Annotated in this window: 9 protein-coding genes; 4 read left to right on the top strand and 5 right to left on the bottom strand. The window is 69.9% G+C overall.

Going from position 1 to position 15,034, the window contains the following annotated elements; genetic code table 11:
• Nucleotides 1-129: 129 nt before the first annotated feature.
• The 4 genes from E1181_RS21775 to E1181_RS21760 form a co-directional block, all read right to left on the bottom strand.
• Nucleotides 130-1,689: a protein kinase family protein gene (locus E1181_RS21775; RefSeq protein WP_132677502.1), complete on the bottom strand. Its 1,560-nt coding sequence runs from the start codon at nt 1,687-1,689 to the stop codon at nt 130-132.
• Nucleotides 1,690-1,773: 84 nt separating this feature from the next.
• Nucleotides 1,774-3,579 carry a murein biosynthesis integral membrane protein MurJ gene (gene murJ / locus E1181_RS21770; protein WP_235876936.1) on the bottom strand — a complete coding sequence of 602 codons (1,806 nt, stop codon included), beginning with the start codon at nt 3,577-3,579 and terminating at the stop codon, nt 1,774-1,776.
• Nucleotides 3,580-3,681: 102 nt separating this feature from the next.
• A complete protein-coding gene (locus tag E1181_RS21765) occupies nt 3,682-5,889 on the bottom strand; it encodes a DUF6049 family protein (RefSeq protein ID WP_132677501.1) in 2,208 nt (735 codons plus the stop codon).
• Nucleotides 5,886-6,458 (bottom strand): NUDIX hydrolase, encoded by a 573-nt coding sequence (locus E1181_RS21760; protein ID WP_132677500.1) that lies wholly within the window; start codon nt 6,456-6,458, stop codon nt 5,886-5,888. The genes E1181_RS21765 and E1181_RS21760 overlap by 4 nt, the downstream gene beginning before the upstream one ends.
• Before the next feature lie 125 nt (nt 6,459-6,583).
• Between E1181_RS21760 and E1181_RS21755 the strand changes: the two genes are divergently transcribed.
• Nucleotides 6,584-8,068 carry a CCA tRNA nucleotidyltransferase gene (locus E1181_RS21755; RefSeq protein WP_328590903.1) on the top strand — a complete coding sequence of 495 codons (1,485 nt, stop codon included), beginning with the start codon at nt 6,584-6,586 and terminating at the stop codon, nt 8,066-8,068.
• Between the two features lie 151 nt (nt 8,069-8,219).
• Nucleotides 8,220-8,792, top strand: a complete 573-nt coding sequence (locus E1181_RS21750) for a YqgE/AlgH family protein (RefSeq protein ID WP_132677499.1) — start codon at nt 8,220-8,222, stop codon at nt 8,790-8,792.
• Nucleotides 8,793-9,054: 262 nt separating this feature from the next.
• On the opposite strand, the gene E1181_RS21745 is transcribed toward E1181_RS21750, so the two are convergent.
• Complete coding sequence (locus E1181_RS21745) at nt 9,055-9,456, bottom strand: SdpI family protein (protein ID WP_132677498.1); 402 nt, start codon at nt 9,454-9,456, stop codon at nt 9,055-9,057.
• Nucleotides 9,457-9,746: 290 nt separating this feature from the next.
• On the opposite strand from E1181_RS21745, the gene leuS reads away from it, so the two are divergent.
• Nucleotides 9,747-12,650 (top strand): leucine--tRNA ligase, encoded by a 2,904-nt coding sequence (gene leuS / locus E1181_RS21740; protein ID WP_132677497.1) that lies wholly within the window; start codon nt 9,747-9,749, stop codon nt 12,648-12,650.
• A 255-nt stretch (nt 12,651-12,905) separates the two neighbouring features.
• Nucleotides 12,906-14,849 carry an acyl-CoA dehydrogenase family protein gene (locus tag E1181_RS21735; protein WP_132677496.1) on the top strand — a complete coding sequence of 648 codons (1,944 nt, stop codon included), beginning with the start codon at nt 12,906-12,908 and terminating at the stop codon, nt 14,847-14,849.
• Nucleotides 14,850-15,034 lie beyond the last annotated feature (185 nt).

Raw genomic sequence — 15,034 nt, 5'->3', positions numbered from 1 at the left:
AAGACAATACTGACCGTGCATCACGGGTAGGTCCACGTTGGGAAATGGAAATCGAATTCTCCTGGTCAGCCAACGAAAAAGCGGATGTGACCGTGACTGCGGTCACATCCGCTTCCGTCGTTGCGGCGGTCAGGCCACCGAGCCGGTGACCGTGACCTCGTTGATCTGGGAGGAGAACTCGCCGCCCTTCTGGGACAGCTGGGTGAGCACCACCATGATCTTGCTGCTCGGCGAGACCGCCTCCAGCTTGATCGGGGTGTCGCCCGCGGCGAGGACCGCGCTGCCGAGCAGCTTGGAGTTCATGCTCGGCGAGCCGTCGACCTGGCGGATCTCGACCTTCGACCCCGCGCTGGGCGAGTTGATGACGATCTGCTGCAGGACCGACGGGCGTTCCAGCGTCAGCACGGCACCGGTGGCGGTGTTGATGCCGCCGGGACCGAGCTGCTGGAAGTAGCCGAAGGTCGACCAGTAGGTGCCCGGGTCACCGTCGAAGAGGTTGTTGATCCGCGCCGGCGCGTCCGGGTCGCCCTGCGCGGTGAACGACGTCCCCTCCGTGACCCGCACCGGCGCCGCCTGCGGCGGCGGTTGCTGGGTGTTGGTACCGGGGTTGTTGCCCTCGATCACCGTGCCGCTGCCGCTGGACTGGTTCGACTCGGTGAAGATGCCGATCACGCCGACCGCGATCCAGCCGATCACCAGGATCGTCGCCACCGCGAGCACGCCGACGCTGATCGCGAGCTTGCGGCGCTTGGCCTGGTCGGGCTTCGGGTCGTCGCGGCGCCACACCTCGTTGGACTCGGCCGGCGGCGCGCCGTTGGACAGCGTGTTCGCCGGCTCGTAGGTCGCGTACTGCTCCAGGACCCGCAGCACGGCGGCGCCGGTCCGGACTCCCCCGGTGGTGCCGGTCGAATCCGGGTTGCCCAGCGCGCGAACCGCGACGGTGGACAGCTCCATCGGCACGGTCGGGCGGAGAGTGCGCGGCGCGACGAGGTTCCCGTCCGGTCCGGTCGGAGCCGACGGCAGTCCCTCGGGCGTGTCGCCGAGCGCCCAGCGCCCGGTCAGCAGCAGGTACAGCGCGGCGCCGAGCCCCCGCACGTCGTCGCTGGAGGAGGCGTGCGAGAGCGGACCCGGGAACGCCATCCGCACTTCGCCTTCGGGCGTGACCCGGATGCGCTGCGGGTGGTCGGCGCCCAGGACCAGACCGGCGTGGTGCGCCGATTCGACCGCGGCGGCCAGCGGTTGCATCAGCCGAGCGGCGGTTCCGGGAGGCAGCGGTCCTTCGGCGACCAGGTCCAAAAGGTCCGTGCCGTGCGTCCATTCGGCGATGACCAGGCCGAGAACGCCGGGCGGATCACCTGCGGACTGCGTGACGACGTCGAGCACCCGCGCGACGCCGACGTGGTTGAAGGTGCTGGCGTGCATCGCGCGTTCCAGGGTGCGTCGCGCGTTCGTGGCGGCCTGCGCGTCGGCGCGATCCCCGATCAGGATCGTCAGCGCGACGTCGCGGCCCAGGACTCCGTCCTTGGCACGCCACAGTTCGGCGTTGCAGCGCTCGTCCGAGCCGACTTTGGAGAGCAGTCGGTACCGGCCGTGGTCCAAGACCCGGCCCGGTGTGAGCTGCTCAGCCGAAGAATCGGCTTCCGGTTCGTCGCTGTCCGCCGCGATCCGCTCGGTGGGTTTGCTGGTCACCTTCCCTCTCCCGCTCCTTCCGGTCCGCCTACGGGTTGCCCTCACGGAAGGAGACTTCCTAGACGAGGGTACGTGACGCGGATGTCAGCGACGACGCAGCAAACCGGTGAGGCGCCCGATCGCGGGTTGAAGTTCGGCCACTCGAAGCATCGACATCAACCCGAAGATGACCGCGAATCCCACCACGCTGCCGATCAGCAGCTGGAGCCATCCGGTTCCGGCGCCGGCCGAACCCGGGACGAGCGCGTCGATGCCGACCGCGACACCCCACGCGGCGAGTCCGCCGATCACCGAGGCGACGAGGGATTTTCCCAGTGTCACCAGGAATCGGCTGCTGCCGAGCGGGCCGAGCCGGTGCCGCAGCCACGCCTCGCCGACCAGCCAGCCGACGATGAAGGTGAAGGAGTTGACGAAAGTCAGGCCGAACACGATCTGGTCCGACGGCAGCATCGCGGCGACCAGGACCGCCAGCAGCACCTTCGCGACGGTCATCACGACCATGATCAGCGTCGGGGTGCGGGCGTCGTTGAGCGCGTTGAACGTCCGCATCTGCATCATCGTCAGCGCGTACGGCAGCACGCCGAAGGCCGAAATCGCCAGCGCCAGACCGAGTGTCGTGGCCGATCCGGTCTCGCCGCGCAGCGCGAACAGCGACAGCGCCAGCGGCACGCCGAGCGCGGTCATCACCGCGCTGACCGGCATCAGCGTCACCGTCGACAGCCGGTTGCCCAGCGACAGGTCGTCGATGACCTTGGCGTAGTCCTCGTCCGCCGCGGCCGCCGACATGCGCGGCAGGATCGCGGTCATGATCGAGAAGCCGATGACGCCGTAGGGCAGCTGCAGCAGCATCCACACGTAGTTGTAGGTCGACCAGCCGCCCGCGTCACCGGTGAAGGCGACCCGGCTCAGCGCGACCAGGCCGACCTGGCTGACCGCGACGTAGGCCAGCATCCACAGCGCCAACCCGCTGAACTCCGACAGCCGCGAGTCCCAACCCCAGCGCCAGCGGAAGGAGAAGCCGGTGGCGCGCAGCGCGGGGATCTGGATGGCGGCCTGGCTGACCACGCCGAGCGTGACGCCGATGCCCAGCACCAGCACGTGCGCGTCGGTCATCGACACCGGGTTCACCGACATCTCGCCCGGCAGCAGCATGTAGACGCCGATCGTGACGATTACGACCAGGTTGTTGACCACCGGCGCCCAGGCCGGCGGGCTGAAGATCTGCTTGGACTGCAGGATCGCGCCGGCCAGCGCGGACAGGCCGTAGAAGAAGATCTGCGGCAGCAGCAGGTAGGCCAGGACGTTGACCAGCTCGGTGTTCGAGGTGTCCGACTCGGTGACGAAGATCCAGGTCAGCAGCGGGGCGCAGACCACGGCGATCAGCGTGCCGATGCCCAGCACCACCACGGCCAGCGTCATCATCTGCTGCACGAACCGCTCGCCGCCGTCGGCGTCGGCCTTCTGCGAGCGCACCAGCACCGGGACCACGACGCTGGTCAGCACGCCGCCGATGAGCAGCTCGAAGATGCTGTTGGGCAGCGTGTTGGAGACGTTGAACGAGTCGTTGACGACGCCGAAGCCGACCGCGAAGGCCAGCAGCAGCTTCCACAGGAAGCCGGTGATCCGGCTGATCAGCGTCGCGATGGCCATCGAACCGCTGGCCTTGAGCAGCGACGGCTTGCCGGGCGAGACCGGCCGGATGACCTGGGTCTGCTCGGCGGACTGCTCGAACGCCTGGTCCGGTCCCGGCTCGGCGGGGATCACGGCGATCGGCTGCGTCTCGGCGACGTGCCAGCCCTGCCTGCCGCCCGCGCCCGGTACGGGGGTGCGGTGGATCGGCATGGTCGGGCCGTCCGGCCCGCTCGTCCGCCGTGGATCTTGTCGGTTCACTGCCTCAATCCTTACCCGCCTGCGCCACCCGGGAGCACCGGGACGTTCGCACCAGGATCTCAGAAGCAGTTCGCGAACTTGCTTCGGTTCTCGGCCACCCGGTCAGCGCTGGTCGCGGTCGTCCTCGGGCTGGGAGGAGGTCACCGCGTGCGCCAGCGGCTGCGTCTCCGCCTCGGCCACGGACTTCTGAGCTGCCGCGGTGCGCTCCCGGCGGGCCTTGGCCTTCTTCACGATCCGGCGCACCGACATCAGCACCAGCACGGCTCCCGCGATGCCGGTGAGCCACGGGATCATGGCGCCGTACTCGGTGGACTCCATCGGCAGCCGCTTGGTGGTGCCCAGCGGGGTGCCCGCGTCGGCGGTCACGCTGATGTCGACCATGAACCGGCCGGCGCGCTGCGCGGAGGCCTCCAGCATGAACTGGCGCCGACCGTTGGCGGGCACGGTGGCCAGGCCGCCGCCGAAGTCGTGCTGCACCTCCACGCCGGGAACCGTGGGGATCTTGAACCGGATGCCGACGGTGAACGGCAGGTCGTTGACCACGGTGACCGGGATCGGGCTGTCCGAGGACAGCCGGTTGGTGGTGCCCGGGTACTCCTCGATGCGGACCTTGCCGAGCATGTCGTTGATCGGCCCGGTGGCCCGGCGGACCCAGTCCTCGGCCGCGCCGGAGTTGCCTCGCCAGGCGCTGGAGACGCCGTGCAGCAGGCCGTTGCGCAGCGGGGTGGTGACCCGGCCGGGCGAGACGGTCTGAGCGCGGTCCGATTCGGAGGACCGGGCCAGGTCACCGACCCTGAAGTTCTGCGCGGCCAGCTTGTCGATCGCCTCGCGCGGGATCTCCGAGCCGCCCGCCTGCACCGGGTAGGTCAGGTCGGCCTCGGCGAGCGTCGCCGGGTTCGGCGAGGGCAGCGCGGTGAGGCGGATCAGCCCGTCGGCGTCCAGCTTCGACATGCCGGTGAGCAGTCCGCGCAGGTCATCGGCCCGCATGTTCCAGCGTCGCGGCGGCACCAGCACCGAGGTCGCGTTCGGCACGTATCCGCCGGTCGCTCGGAATGCCAATGCGCCGAGCGCGTTCTGCGAGGTCAGCGCGCCACTGCTGGGCGGCGAGGGCTCGGTGACCTCCTGCTTGGTGTCGCGGTTGGGGTCCAGCGCGGACGCCAGCAGCGGGTCGATCGGGATGGCGGTCCGGTTCTGGCCGCGCAGCTTGACCGGGGTCAGCGAGCCTGCCGGGACGTTCACCGCGCGGGTGTCCAGCAGCATCGTCGACGGCAGGTCTCCCACGGGGTTGTCGGCCAGGGCGCCCTCGATCGGCCACATCACGTCGCGCGGTTCGACGCCGAGGCCGTCCGGGGCGCTGAGCAGCTGGGCGCCGTCCATCGCACCGTTGACCAGGTCGTCGAGCCCGGCACGTCCCAGCGCGACCACGTCGGCGTCGGCGTAGGGCAGCGGGATCACGCAGCGGCCGGTAGTGGCCTGGCGCAGCTTGGTCAGCCACAGGTCGGCGGCGGAGCGGCCGATGCCCTCGACGAGGGCGCCGTTGGGCTGGCGGACCTGGTAGCCGCCCTGCATGGCCTTGGCGGTGATCAGCAGGTCCGGGTCGATGGCGAAGCACAGCGCGTTGCCCAGCGAGGATCCGGCCGGGGCGCTGTCGCTGATGGCCTGCACGAGGTCGTAGAGCCGGCCGCCGGGGGCCAGCGAGGTGGACAGCTTGTCGTCGACGAGCACCGCACGACCGCCCGGCAGCGCCTCGCGCTCCAACCGCGGCGTGTCGACGATCGGCACGACCAGCGTCGTCGGGGTCGCCTGCGCGGGGCGCATCGGCGGTTGCCCTGGGAGCGAGGTGACCGGCAGCAGGAACTGGGTCTCGGCGATCGAGCTGCGCCCGGCCTGGATGTTGACCACAAGCGGGTAGACGCCGGTCTGGCTCAGCTGCAGCGAGTTCGAGCCGGTCAGCGGGATGCGGACTTGGACGGGCAGCGACTGGCCGGGTTCGAGCCGGTCGGCGACCGGCGAGAAGGCCGGTTCGGTGATGCCGCTGACGCCCTCGCGCATGGCGCGCTGGACGGCGGGTTCGCCGGTCGGCGGGGTGCCGCGCTCGATGCGGGCCTGGACGCCGGTCAAGGCGCGTCCGCTGCGGTTGGTCAGCGTGCCGCTGACGACGACCTCGCCCGGCGAACCCCCACCCACCACCGAGGGCGTGACCTTGGTCACGTCGAAGTCGGCTGAACTGCCGCTCTGCGCGGTTGCCGGAGTGACCGGCAGCATCGCGACCATCAGCAGCGCGCACAGCGCGGCCAGCAGAAACCTCACGCCTGCTCCGTCCCGCTCCCTCTCGTCGGTCGTGCCCCGAGGCGCTCGCTTCCAGCGAGACCCACACCGCCGAGATCGCCGTCGTCGCGCAGGCTCAGGGCCCGGCGCACCAGCCGGCGTTCGTCGGCGTAGGCCAACACCTCGTCCAGCTCACCGAGCGGCACCCATGCCACCTCGGTGACCTCCACGTCCTCATCGGACAGCTCTCCGCCCACCGCATCCATCAGGAAGTGGTGCACGGTCTTGTGGATTCGCCGATTTCCCGCGACGAACCAGTAATCGATGGTGCCGATCGCGGTCACAACACGGCCGATGATGCCGGTCTCCTCAGCGACTTCCCGCACCGCGGTCTGCTTCGGCGTCTCACCAGGCTCGATGTGACCCTTCGGCAACGACCACAGAAGTCGCCCCCGACGATCAAGCCTCCCGATGATCGCAGCCAGCCCGTGGACGCCGTCGATCACCAGCCCACCCGCCGAGGTCTCGTCGACAGTCCGCAGCCGACGCCGCCGGCGCCGGTTTCGACGCCCCGGCTGGGAACCGCCGGAGCGGCCGGGCGACGGGGGCATGCCCCTGATGGTAGTTGCTCGAGGATCGCGTGGTCGTCTTGCTCAGCGGCGCGGGCGGTGGAACCTCGGCGCACATCCGGGCGTGCGTCGTGGGTGCCCTCGCGTGGCCGATACCCTGGTTCATCGTGTCTAACAAGCAGCCCATCGGTTCCGGCCCGACGTCCTTGGAGCGGGACGCCCAGCGCAACGCGGTCGTCGAGCTGATCAAGGTCGCACCGGTCGCCGAGGAGCTCGGCACGCGGTTCGCCGCAGCCGGGCACCGGCTGTACCTGGTCGGCGGCAGCGTGCGGGACGCGCTGCTGGGTCGCCTGGGCACGGACCTGGACTTCACCACCGACGCGCGGCCCGAGCAGGTCCGCGAGCTGCTGACCGGGTGGGCGGAGACGATCTGGGACACCGGGATCCAGTTCGGCACGCTCGGCGCCTTCCGGCACGGCACCACCGTGGAGATCACGACCTTCCGCGCCGACAGCTACGACCGCGTCGGGCGCAATCCCGAGGTGGCCTTCGGCGACACCATCGAGGGCGACCTGGTGCGCCGCGACTTCACCGTCAACGCGATGGCCATCCAGCTGCCCGAGCGCGCCTTCGTCGACCTGCACGGCGGCATGACCGACCTGGTCGACAAGCGGCTCGACACCCCGGCCGCGCCGGAGGACTCCTTCGCCGACGACCCGCTGCGGATGCTGCGCGCCGCCCGCTTCGTCGCCCAGCTCGGCTTCACCCCCAGCGACCGGGTGGTGACGGCGATGACCGAGATGTCCGCCGAGATCGCCCGGATCACCCCCGAGCGGGTGCAGGTGGAGCTCTCGAAGCTGCTGTGCGGCGAGTTCCCGAGGCGCGGTGTGGAGCTGCTGGTGTCGTCCGGCCTGGCCGATCACGTGCTGCCCGAGGTGCCGGCGATGAAGCTGGAGATCGACGAGCACCACCAGCACAAGGACGTCTACAGCCACTCGCTGACCGTGCTCGACCAGGCCATCGACCTGGAGAAGGCCGCCGACCCGGACGCCGAACCCGACCTGGTGCTGCGGCTGGCCGCGCTGCTGCACGACATCGGCAAGCCGGCGACGAGGCGGTTCGAGTCCGGCGGCGGGGTGAGCTTCCACCACCACGAGGTGGTCGGCGCGAAGATGACCCGCAAGCGGATGCGCGCGCTGCGCTACCCCAAGGACGTCATCAACCAGGTCGCCGACCTGGTGTTCCTGCACCTGCGGTTCCACGGCTACAGCGACGGGCAGTGGACCGACTCGGCGGTGCGCCGCTACGTCAACGACGCGGGTCCGCTGCTGCCCCGGTTGCACAAGCTGGTGCGCGCCGACTGCACGACGCGCAACAAGCGCAAGGCCAACGCCCTGCAGCGCGCCTACGACGACCTCGAGGAGCGGATCGATCGGATCGCCGCCGAGGAGGACCTCGCGAAGGTGCGCCCGGACCTCGACGGCAACGAGATCATGGGTCTGCTCGGGGTCGAGCCGGGTCCGATCGTGGGCAAGGCGTGGAAGCACCTCAAGGAGCTCCGGCTGGATCGCGGACCCATGTCCCGCGAGGAGGCGGTCGAGGAACTGCACCGCTGGGCCCGGGACCAAGGCATCGAAACCCCAGGTCAGTGAGCTTCAAGGCTTACCGTATTAATACTGAGCGATGACCAGTGAGCGTTAATGCTCGCTGGTTACCATCCATTAGTCTCGATTTCCCGTTTTCCGCTCATCTTGTTGCGCGAGGAAGGGGTCACCTCCGCCCATCCGGTGAGATCATGCGGAGGTGGGATCGGACGCTGAGGTGGAGCCGGGGACGTTGCTGGTCGCTGCTCCGCAGCTGATGGACAAGAACTTCCGGCGAACCGTCGTCTACGTCATCCACCACCGCGCGGAGGGCACCCTCGGCGTCGTGCTGAACCGGCCGAGCGAGGTCGCGGTGCACGACGTGCTCCCGAAGTGGGGCGACCACGCCACGCTCCCCCAGTCGCTGTTCGTGGGCGGGCCCGTCGAGCAGCGCACGGCCATCTGCCTGGCCACGCTGCGAGCGGGCGAGGACCTCGCGGCGATCGACGGCGTGGTGGGCGTGCGAGGCCCGGTGGGGATGGTCGACCTGGACGGGGACCCGGAGGAGCTCGCGCCCAAGGCCCGCGGGCTGCGCTTCTTCGCCGGCTACGCGGGCTGGGACGCCGGTCAGCTGGCCGGGGAGATCGACAGGGGTGACTGGCTGATCGTTCCCGCGCTGCCGGACGACGTCATCGCCGATCCCGACACCGAGCTGTGGTCGAGGGTGCTGCGCAGGCAGGGGCCTCCCCTGGCGTTCCTCGCCACCCACCCCGGCGACGTGAAGCTGAACTGACCAAGAACTGTTCGTGGTCACCTTGCTCGGCGGTGCAGGTAGCGGAACCTGAGCCGCCGTCCGGACTCCGCGCGCCACTCCTGATGCATGTCCAACACGGCGTCGCGGCGCACTCGCGAGACGACGTCTCAGAACCCGCGGCGGTGCGAGCTGAGTCCCGCACTCGAATCAGCGGCTTTCGCCGCACGTCCACAAGACTCGTTCTCCACAGCCTGTGGACAACTAGGTGTGGATAACTTGGGGACAAGCGCGAATGCGCTGGTCAGCCGCCGCAGCAGCCGCCCGCGCAACCGCCGCAGCCACCAGCCGGAGCGGGGGCGGGAACGGTCTCCGCGGCCCGGTTGCCCACAACCCCGCCGAGGGTCATCAGCACGAACGCGCCGACCAGGCCGAGCACCGCGACCATCGCGACGCTGAACCCGCTCGCCAGCGCCGGCATCGAGATCCCGGCCAGCGCGGCGATCGCACCGGCGGCCAGCATCGCCGGACCGGCGGCGCGGTTGGCGAGCTCGAACGCCTCCTCGCTGCGCATCGCGGCGGGAGTCCGCACGCCGACGTAGGTGTTGAGGGGCAACGAACCCCGAACGCCCCGGAACCCGAGCAGCAGCAGGGCCGCTCCGCCGAGGATCAGAACCGCGCAAAGGATCACCTGAACAGCGAGCACCCCAGCAGCCTAAACCTCCGCTCGCGGTCGATCCGCCGGACATCGGCTTGAGGTGCCCTGCCCCACACGGCCGCCGCACGGCTGACCGATAACCGTTTTGCCTGGTCCGCTACCCTGGCTTCATGCGCGCGAGGCTGCTTCTTGCGAGGCCGCGTTGAGTCGGTGAGACCGGTTCAGCGCGGCGACCCCTCATGCCCGACCAGGGCCTGGGGGGTTTTCCGTTTTCCGGGGGCGGCACACTAGAGCGCACGAACGCGCGCGTTCCGGCGGAGCAGGGAAGGACGCAGAACATGACTGGCCAGCCAGAAGAGGTCAACACAGCGGGGCCGGCCTCTTCTTCAGAGGAGGTGCCGCCGTTCCGCTACACAGCGGGCACAGCGACCGAGATCGAGCAGCGCTGGCAGCGGGAGTGGACCGAGCGCGGCACGTTCCACGCGCCGAACCCGGCGGGGTCGCTCGCCGACGGCGAGGTGCCCGCGGACAAGCTGTTCGTCCAGGACATGTTCCCGTACCCGTCCGGTTCCGGTCTGCACGTCGGCCACCCGCTGGGTTACATCGGCAGCGACGTCTACGCCCGCTTCCACCGGATGCAGGGCCGCAACGTGCTGCACACGATGGGCTTCGACTCCTTCGGCCTGCCCGCCGAGCAGTACGCGGTGCAGACGGGCACGCACCCGCGCACCACGACCGAGGCGAACATCCAGCGCTTCCTGGGTCAGATCCGCCGGTTGGGCCTGGGCCACGACGAGCGCCGCCGCATCGCCACCACCGACATCGAGTTCTACCGGTGGACGCAGTGGATCTTCCTGCAGATCTTCAACGCCTGGTACGACGCGGACGCCGACGGCGGCAAGGGCCGCGCGCGGCGGATCAGCGAGCTGGAGGCCGAGTTCGCCTCCGGTGACCGCGCCACCCCGGACGGCCGCCCGTGGGCGGTGCTGTCCGAGGCCGAGCGCCGCGAGATCGTCGACTCGCACCGGCTGGCCTACCTGTCCGAGGCGCCGGTCAACTGGGCCCCGGGCCTGGGCACCGTGGTGGCCAACGAGGAGGTGACCGCGGACGGGCTGACCGAGCGCGGCAACTTCCCGGTGTTCCGCCGCAACCTGAAGCAGTGGATGATGCGGATCACCGCCTACGCGGACCGCCTGGTCGACGACCTGGACCGGCTGGACTGGCCGGACAAGGTCAAGACGATGCAGCGGAACTGGATCGGCCGTTCGCAGGGCGCCAACGTGGTGTTCCCGGTCGGCGACTCCGGTCGTTCCGTCGAGGTCTTCACGACCCGTCCGGACACCCTGTTCGGCGCCACCTACATGGTGCTGGCGCCGGAGCACCCGCTGGTCGACGAGCTGACCACGGCTTCCTGGCCGGACGCCACCGATGACCGCTGGACCGGTGGCGCGGCCACCCCGGCGGACGCCGTGGCCGCCTACCGGCGTGCCGCGTCGATGAAGTCGGACCTGGACCGGCAGGAGAACAAGGAGAAGACCGGCGTCTTCACCGGTGCCCACGCGACCAACCCGGTCAACGGCGCCCGTATCCCGATCTTCATCGCCGACTACGTGCTGATGGGCTACGGCACCGGCGCGATCATGGCGGTTCCGGGCCAGGACCAGCGCGACTGGGACTTCGCCACGGTGCTGGGCCTGCCGATCATCCGCACCGTGCAGCCGGCCGAGGGATTCGACGGCGACGCCTACACCGGTGACGGACCGGCCATCAACTCCGCGTCGGAGACCACCGGCCTGAGCCTGAACGGCCTGGACATCGCGGACGCGAAGAAGACCGTGATCGCCTGGCTGGAGGAGCACGGCCACGGCCGCGGCACCGTGCAGTACAAGCTGCGCGACTGGCTGTTCGCCCGTCAGCGCTACTGGGGCGAGCCGTTCCCGATCGTCTACGGCTCGGACGGCGTGCCGCGCGCGCTGCCGGAGGACCAGCTGCCGGTCGAGCTGCCCGAGGTCGAGGACTACTCGCCGCGCACCTTCGACCCGGAGGACGCCGACTCCCGCCCGGAGCCGCCGCTGGCCAAGGCCGAGGCGTGGCGCCACGTCGAGCTGGACCTGGGCGACGGGCTCAAGGACTACGAGCGCGACACCAACGTCATGCCGCAGTGGGCGGGTTCCTGCTGGTACCAGCTGCGCTACATCGACCCGGACAACTCCGAGCGGTTCGTCGACCCGGTCAACGAGCAGTACTGGATGGGCAAGAACGCGCAGGCGCACGGCGGCAACGACCCGGGCGGCGTGGACCTGTACGTCGGCGGCGTGGAGCACGCGGTGCTGCACCTGCTGTACTCCCGGTTCTGGCACAAGGTGCTGTTCGACCTGGGCCACGTGTCCTCGGAGGAGCCGTACCGGCGGCTGTACAACCAGGGCTACATCCAGGCGTTCGCCTTCACCGACGCGCGCGGCGTCTACGTCCCGGCCGAGGAGGTCACCGAGTCCGGCGGAAAGTTCTTCCACCAGGGCGAAGAGGTCTCCCGCGAGTACGGGAAGATGGGCAAGAGCCTGAAGAACTCGGTGTCGCCGGACGAGATGGCCGACGCCTACGGCGTGGACACGCTGCGGCTGTACGAGATGTCGATGGGCCCGCTGGAGGCCTCGCGTCCGTGGGTGACCAAGGACGTCGTCGGCTCGCACCGGTTCCTGCAGCGGCTGTGGCGCAACGTCGTCGACGAGAGCACCGGCGAGCTGCGGGTGACCGACGACGAGCCGGACACCGAGATGCTGCGCGCCCTGCACAAGACGATCGCGGGCGTCCGGGAGGACTTCGCCGAGCTGCGGTTCAACACGGCCGTGGCGAAGCTGATCGAGTTCAACAACCGGATCACCAAGACCTACGCGTCGGCCTCGGGCACGCCGCGTTCGGTGGTGGAACCGCTGGTGCTGATGGTGGCGCCGCTGACCCCGCACCTGGCCGAGGAGCTGTGGACCCGCTTGGGCCGCACCGAGAGCCTGGCGCACGGGCCGTTCCCGGTCGCCGACGAGCAGTACCTGGTCGAGGACTCGATCGAGTACCCGATCCAGGTCAACGGCAAGGTGCGCTCCCGCATCCAGGTCCCCGCCTCGGCCGACCAGGACGCGGTCAAGGCCGCGGCCCTGGCCGACGACAAGATCACGGCGGCCCTCGACGGCAAGGAGCCCCGCAAGGTCATCGTCGTCCCCAACCGCCTGGTCAACATCGTCGCCTGACCCAGTCCCCACCTCGAACCCGGATCACCGCCGCAATCGGACCCCCGAACACGGCGGTATTCCGGGTTGGCTGAGGCCGGGGACTGGTGGTGAGCGTGGTGCGGAGGGGCGTCCCCTGTCGGGGGCGCCCCTCCGTCGTGCCTGGGGTGGGAGTGGCGGGTGCGGCACTACGCTGCGTGGTGAGTTACGTCGCATAGCGGGGTTACCCGTCGGTAACTACGGTGGGCGGCACGGGACGAGTGAGTGGAGGCCGCGATGACCAACCCCGCATTCGACGCAGGTGAGCTCCGCAGTCTGCTGGACGGGCGGTGGGCGTCCGTGCGCGAGAAGGTCCGCGACTCGCTCGGCGAGAACGAGCTCGGCAACGCCGACGACCTCGACACCGAGAGCCACCGGGAGCGGACCCTGGAGCAGCTGCGCCTGCTGGCCAAGTCCGGCGTCCCCGAGCTCGGCTTCCCCGTCGCCCAGGGCGGCAGCGGTGACCAGGCCGGTTCGGTGGTCTCGCTGGAGATGCTGTGCGGGAACCTCTCGCTGATGGTCAAGTCCGGCGTGCAGTGGGGCTTGTTCGGCGGTGCCGTCGTGGCGCTGGGAACCGAGCACCACCACGAGCGCTACCTGCGCGACATCATGAGCGCCGAACTGCCGGGCTGCTTCGCGATGACCGAGACCGGCCACGGCTCCGACGTGCAGAGCCTGCGCACCACCGCCACCTACGACCCGGCGACCCGCGAGTTCGTCGTCCACACCCCGCACGAGGCGGCGCGCAAGGAGTACATCGGCAACGCCGCGCGCGACGGTCGCATGGCCGTGGTGTTCGCGCAGCTCATCACCGCGGGCGAGAGCCACGGCGTGCACGCGCTGCTGGTGCCGATCCGCGACGCGAGCGGGAACACCTGCGAGGGCGTGCGGATCGAGGACTGCGGGCGCAAGGCCGGTCTCAACGGCGTCGACAACGGCCGCATCTACTTCGACCAGGTGCGGGTGCCGCGCGAAAACCTGCTCAACCGCTACGGCGACGTCGCCGAGGACGGCACCTACAGCAGCCCGATCGACAGCCAGGGCAAGCGGTTCTTCACCATGCTCGGCACCCTGATCCGCGGCCGGATCTCGGTCGCCGGCACCTCGGGCGCCGCGGCGAAGCTGGCGCTGGAGATCGCGCTGCGCTACGCCGACGCGCGCCGCCAGTTCGACCGGCCGGGCACCGGCGAGGAGGTCGTGGTCCTCGACTACCTGGCGCACCAGCGCAAACTCCTCCCGGCGCTGGCGAAGTCCTACGCCCTGCACTTCGCGCAGGAGGAGCTGGTGCAGGCGCTCGACGAGGTCGGGCGGGGTGACGACGAGCGGGCCCAGCGCGAGCTGGAGTCCCGCGCCGCCGGGCTGAAGGCCGTCACCACCTGGCACGCCACCCACACCATCCAGACCTGCCGCGAGGCGTGCGGCGGCGCCGGCTACCTCACCGAGAACCAGCTGGCGGGGCTCAAAGCCGACACCGACGTGTTCACCACGTTCGAGGGCGACAACACGGTCCTGCTGCAGCTGGTCGCGAAGGGGCTGCTGACCGACTACAAGGATCAGTTCGACGGGATCGGCACGCTGGGCCTGGCGAAGTTCGTCGCGGACCAGTTCGTGGGCGCGGTCATCGAGCGCTCCGCCGCGCACTCGATCGTGCAGCGCATCATCGACGCCTCGAACAAGGACGACATCCTCGACCGGGGCTGGCAGCTCAAGCTCTTCGACGACCGCGAGGCGCACGTCCTCGACGGCCTGGGCCGCCGGTTGCGGAAGGCCAACAAGGACAACGCATTCGAGGTGTTCAACAACGCCCAGGACCACGTGCTGCGCGCGGCCCGGGTGCACATCGACCGGCTGGTGCTGGACGCGTTCGTCGCCGCCGTCGACCGCTGCCAGGACCCGCGCAACGCCGAGATCCTCGACAAGCTCTGCGACCTCTACGCGCTGTCCACCATCGAGGAGGACAAGGCGTGGTTCCTGGAGCACGAGCGGATCAGCCCGCGCAGGGCGAAGTCCGTCACCCAGGCCGTCAACGATCTCTGCGGTGAACTCCGGCCGCACGCCGTCGACCTCGTCGAAGCCTTCGGCACCCCGCGCCAGTGGCTCACCGCTCCCATCGCCACCGGCGCCGAAACCTCCCGCCAGGACGCCCAACGAGCCCACGACGAGGCGAACCCACTCCCCTGAGGTGACCAGCATCTTCAAATTTCGCGCGAAATTCGAGTCCGAAAGATTCGACTCGAATTTCGCGCGAAATTCGAAAATCGTCCCCCGAACGGTGCTCAGCGTCGCCTTCGCGGTGTCGCTCGGTGGTCGTGCGGGGTTGTCGTGCGGGTGGGAACCGAACGGCTCGCCGTGCGTCTCAGTGGTGA

It is taken from the genome of Saccharopolyspora terrae, assembly GCF_004348435.1.
GTDB lineage: Bacteria > Actinomycetota > Actinomycetes > Mycobacteriales > Pseudonocardiaceae > Saccharopolyspora > Saccharopolyspora endophytica.
This window is presented reverse-complemented; position numbering and strand designations above follow the sequence as displayed.

What these genes read in the sequence shown, in the direction of transcription:
- E1181_RS21760 (WP_132677500.1), bottom strand. Translation starts at nt 6,458, where the DNA reads ATGCCCCCGTCGCCCGGCCGCTCCGGCGGTTCCCAGCCGGGGCGTCGA.
- leuS (WP_132677497.1), top strand. Translation starts at nt 9,747, where the DNA reads ATGACTGGCCAGCCAGAAGAGGTCAACACAGCGGGGCCGGCCTCTTCT.
- E1181_RS21735 (WP_132677496.1), top strand. Translation starts at nt 12,906, where the DNA reads ATGACCAACCCCGCATTCGACGCAGGTGAGCTCCGCAGTCTGCTGGAC.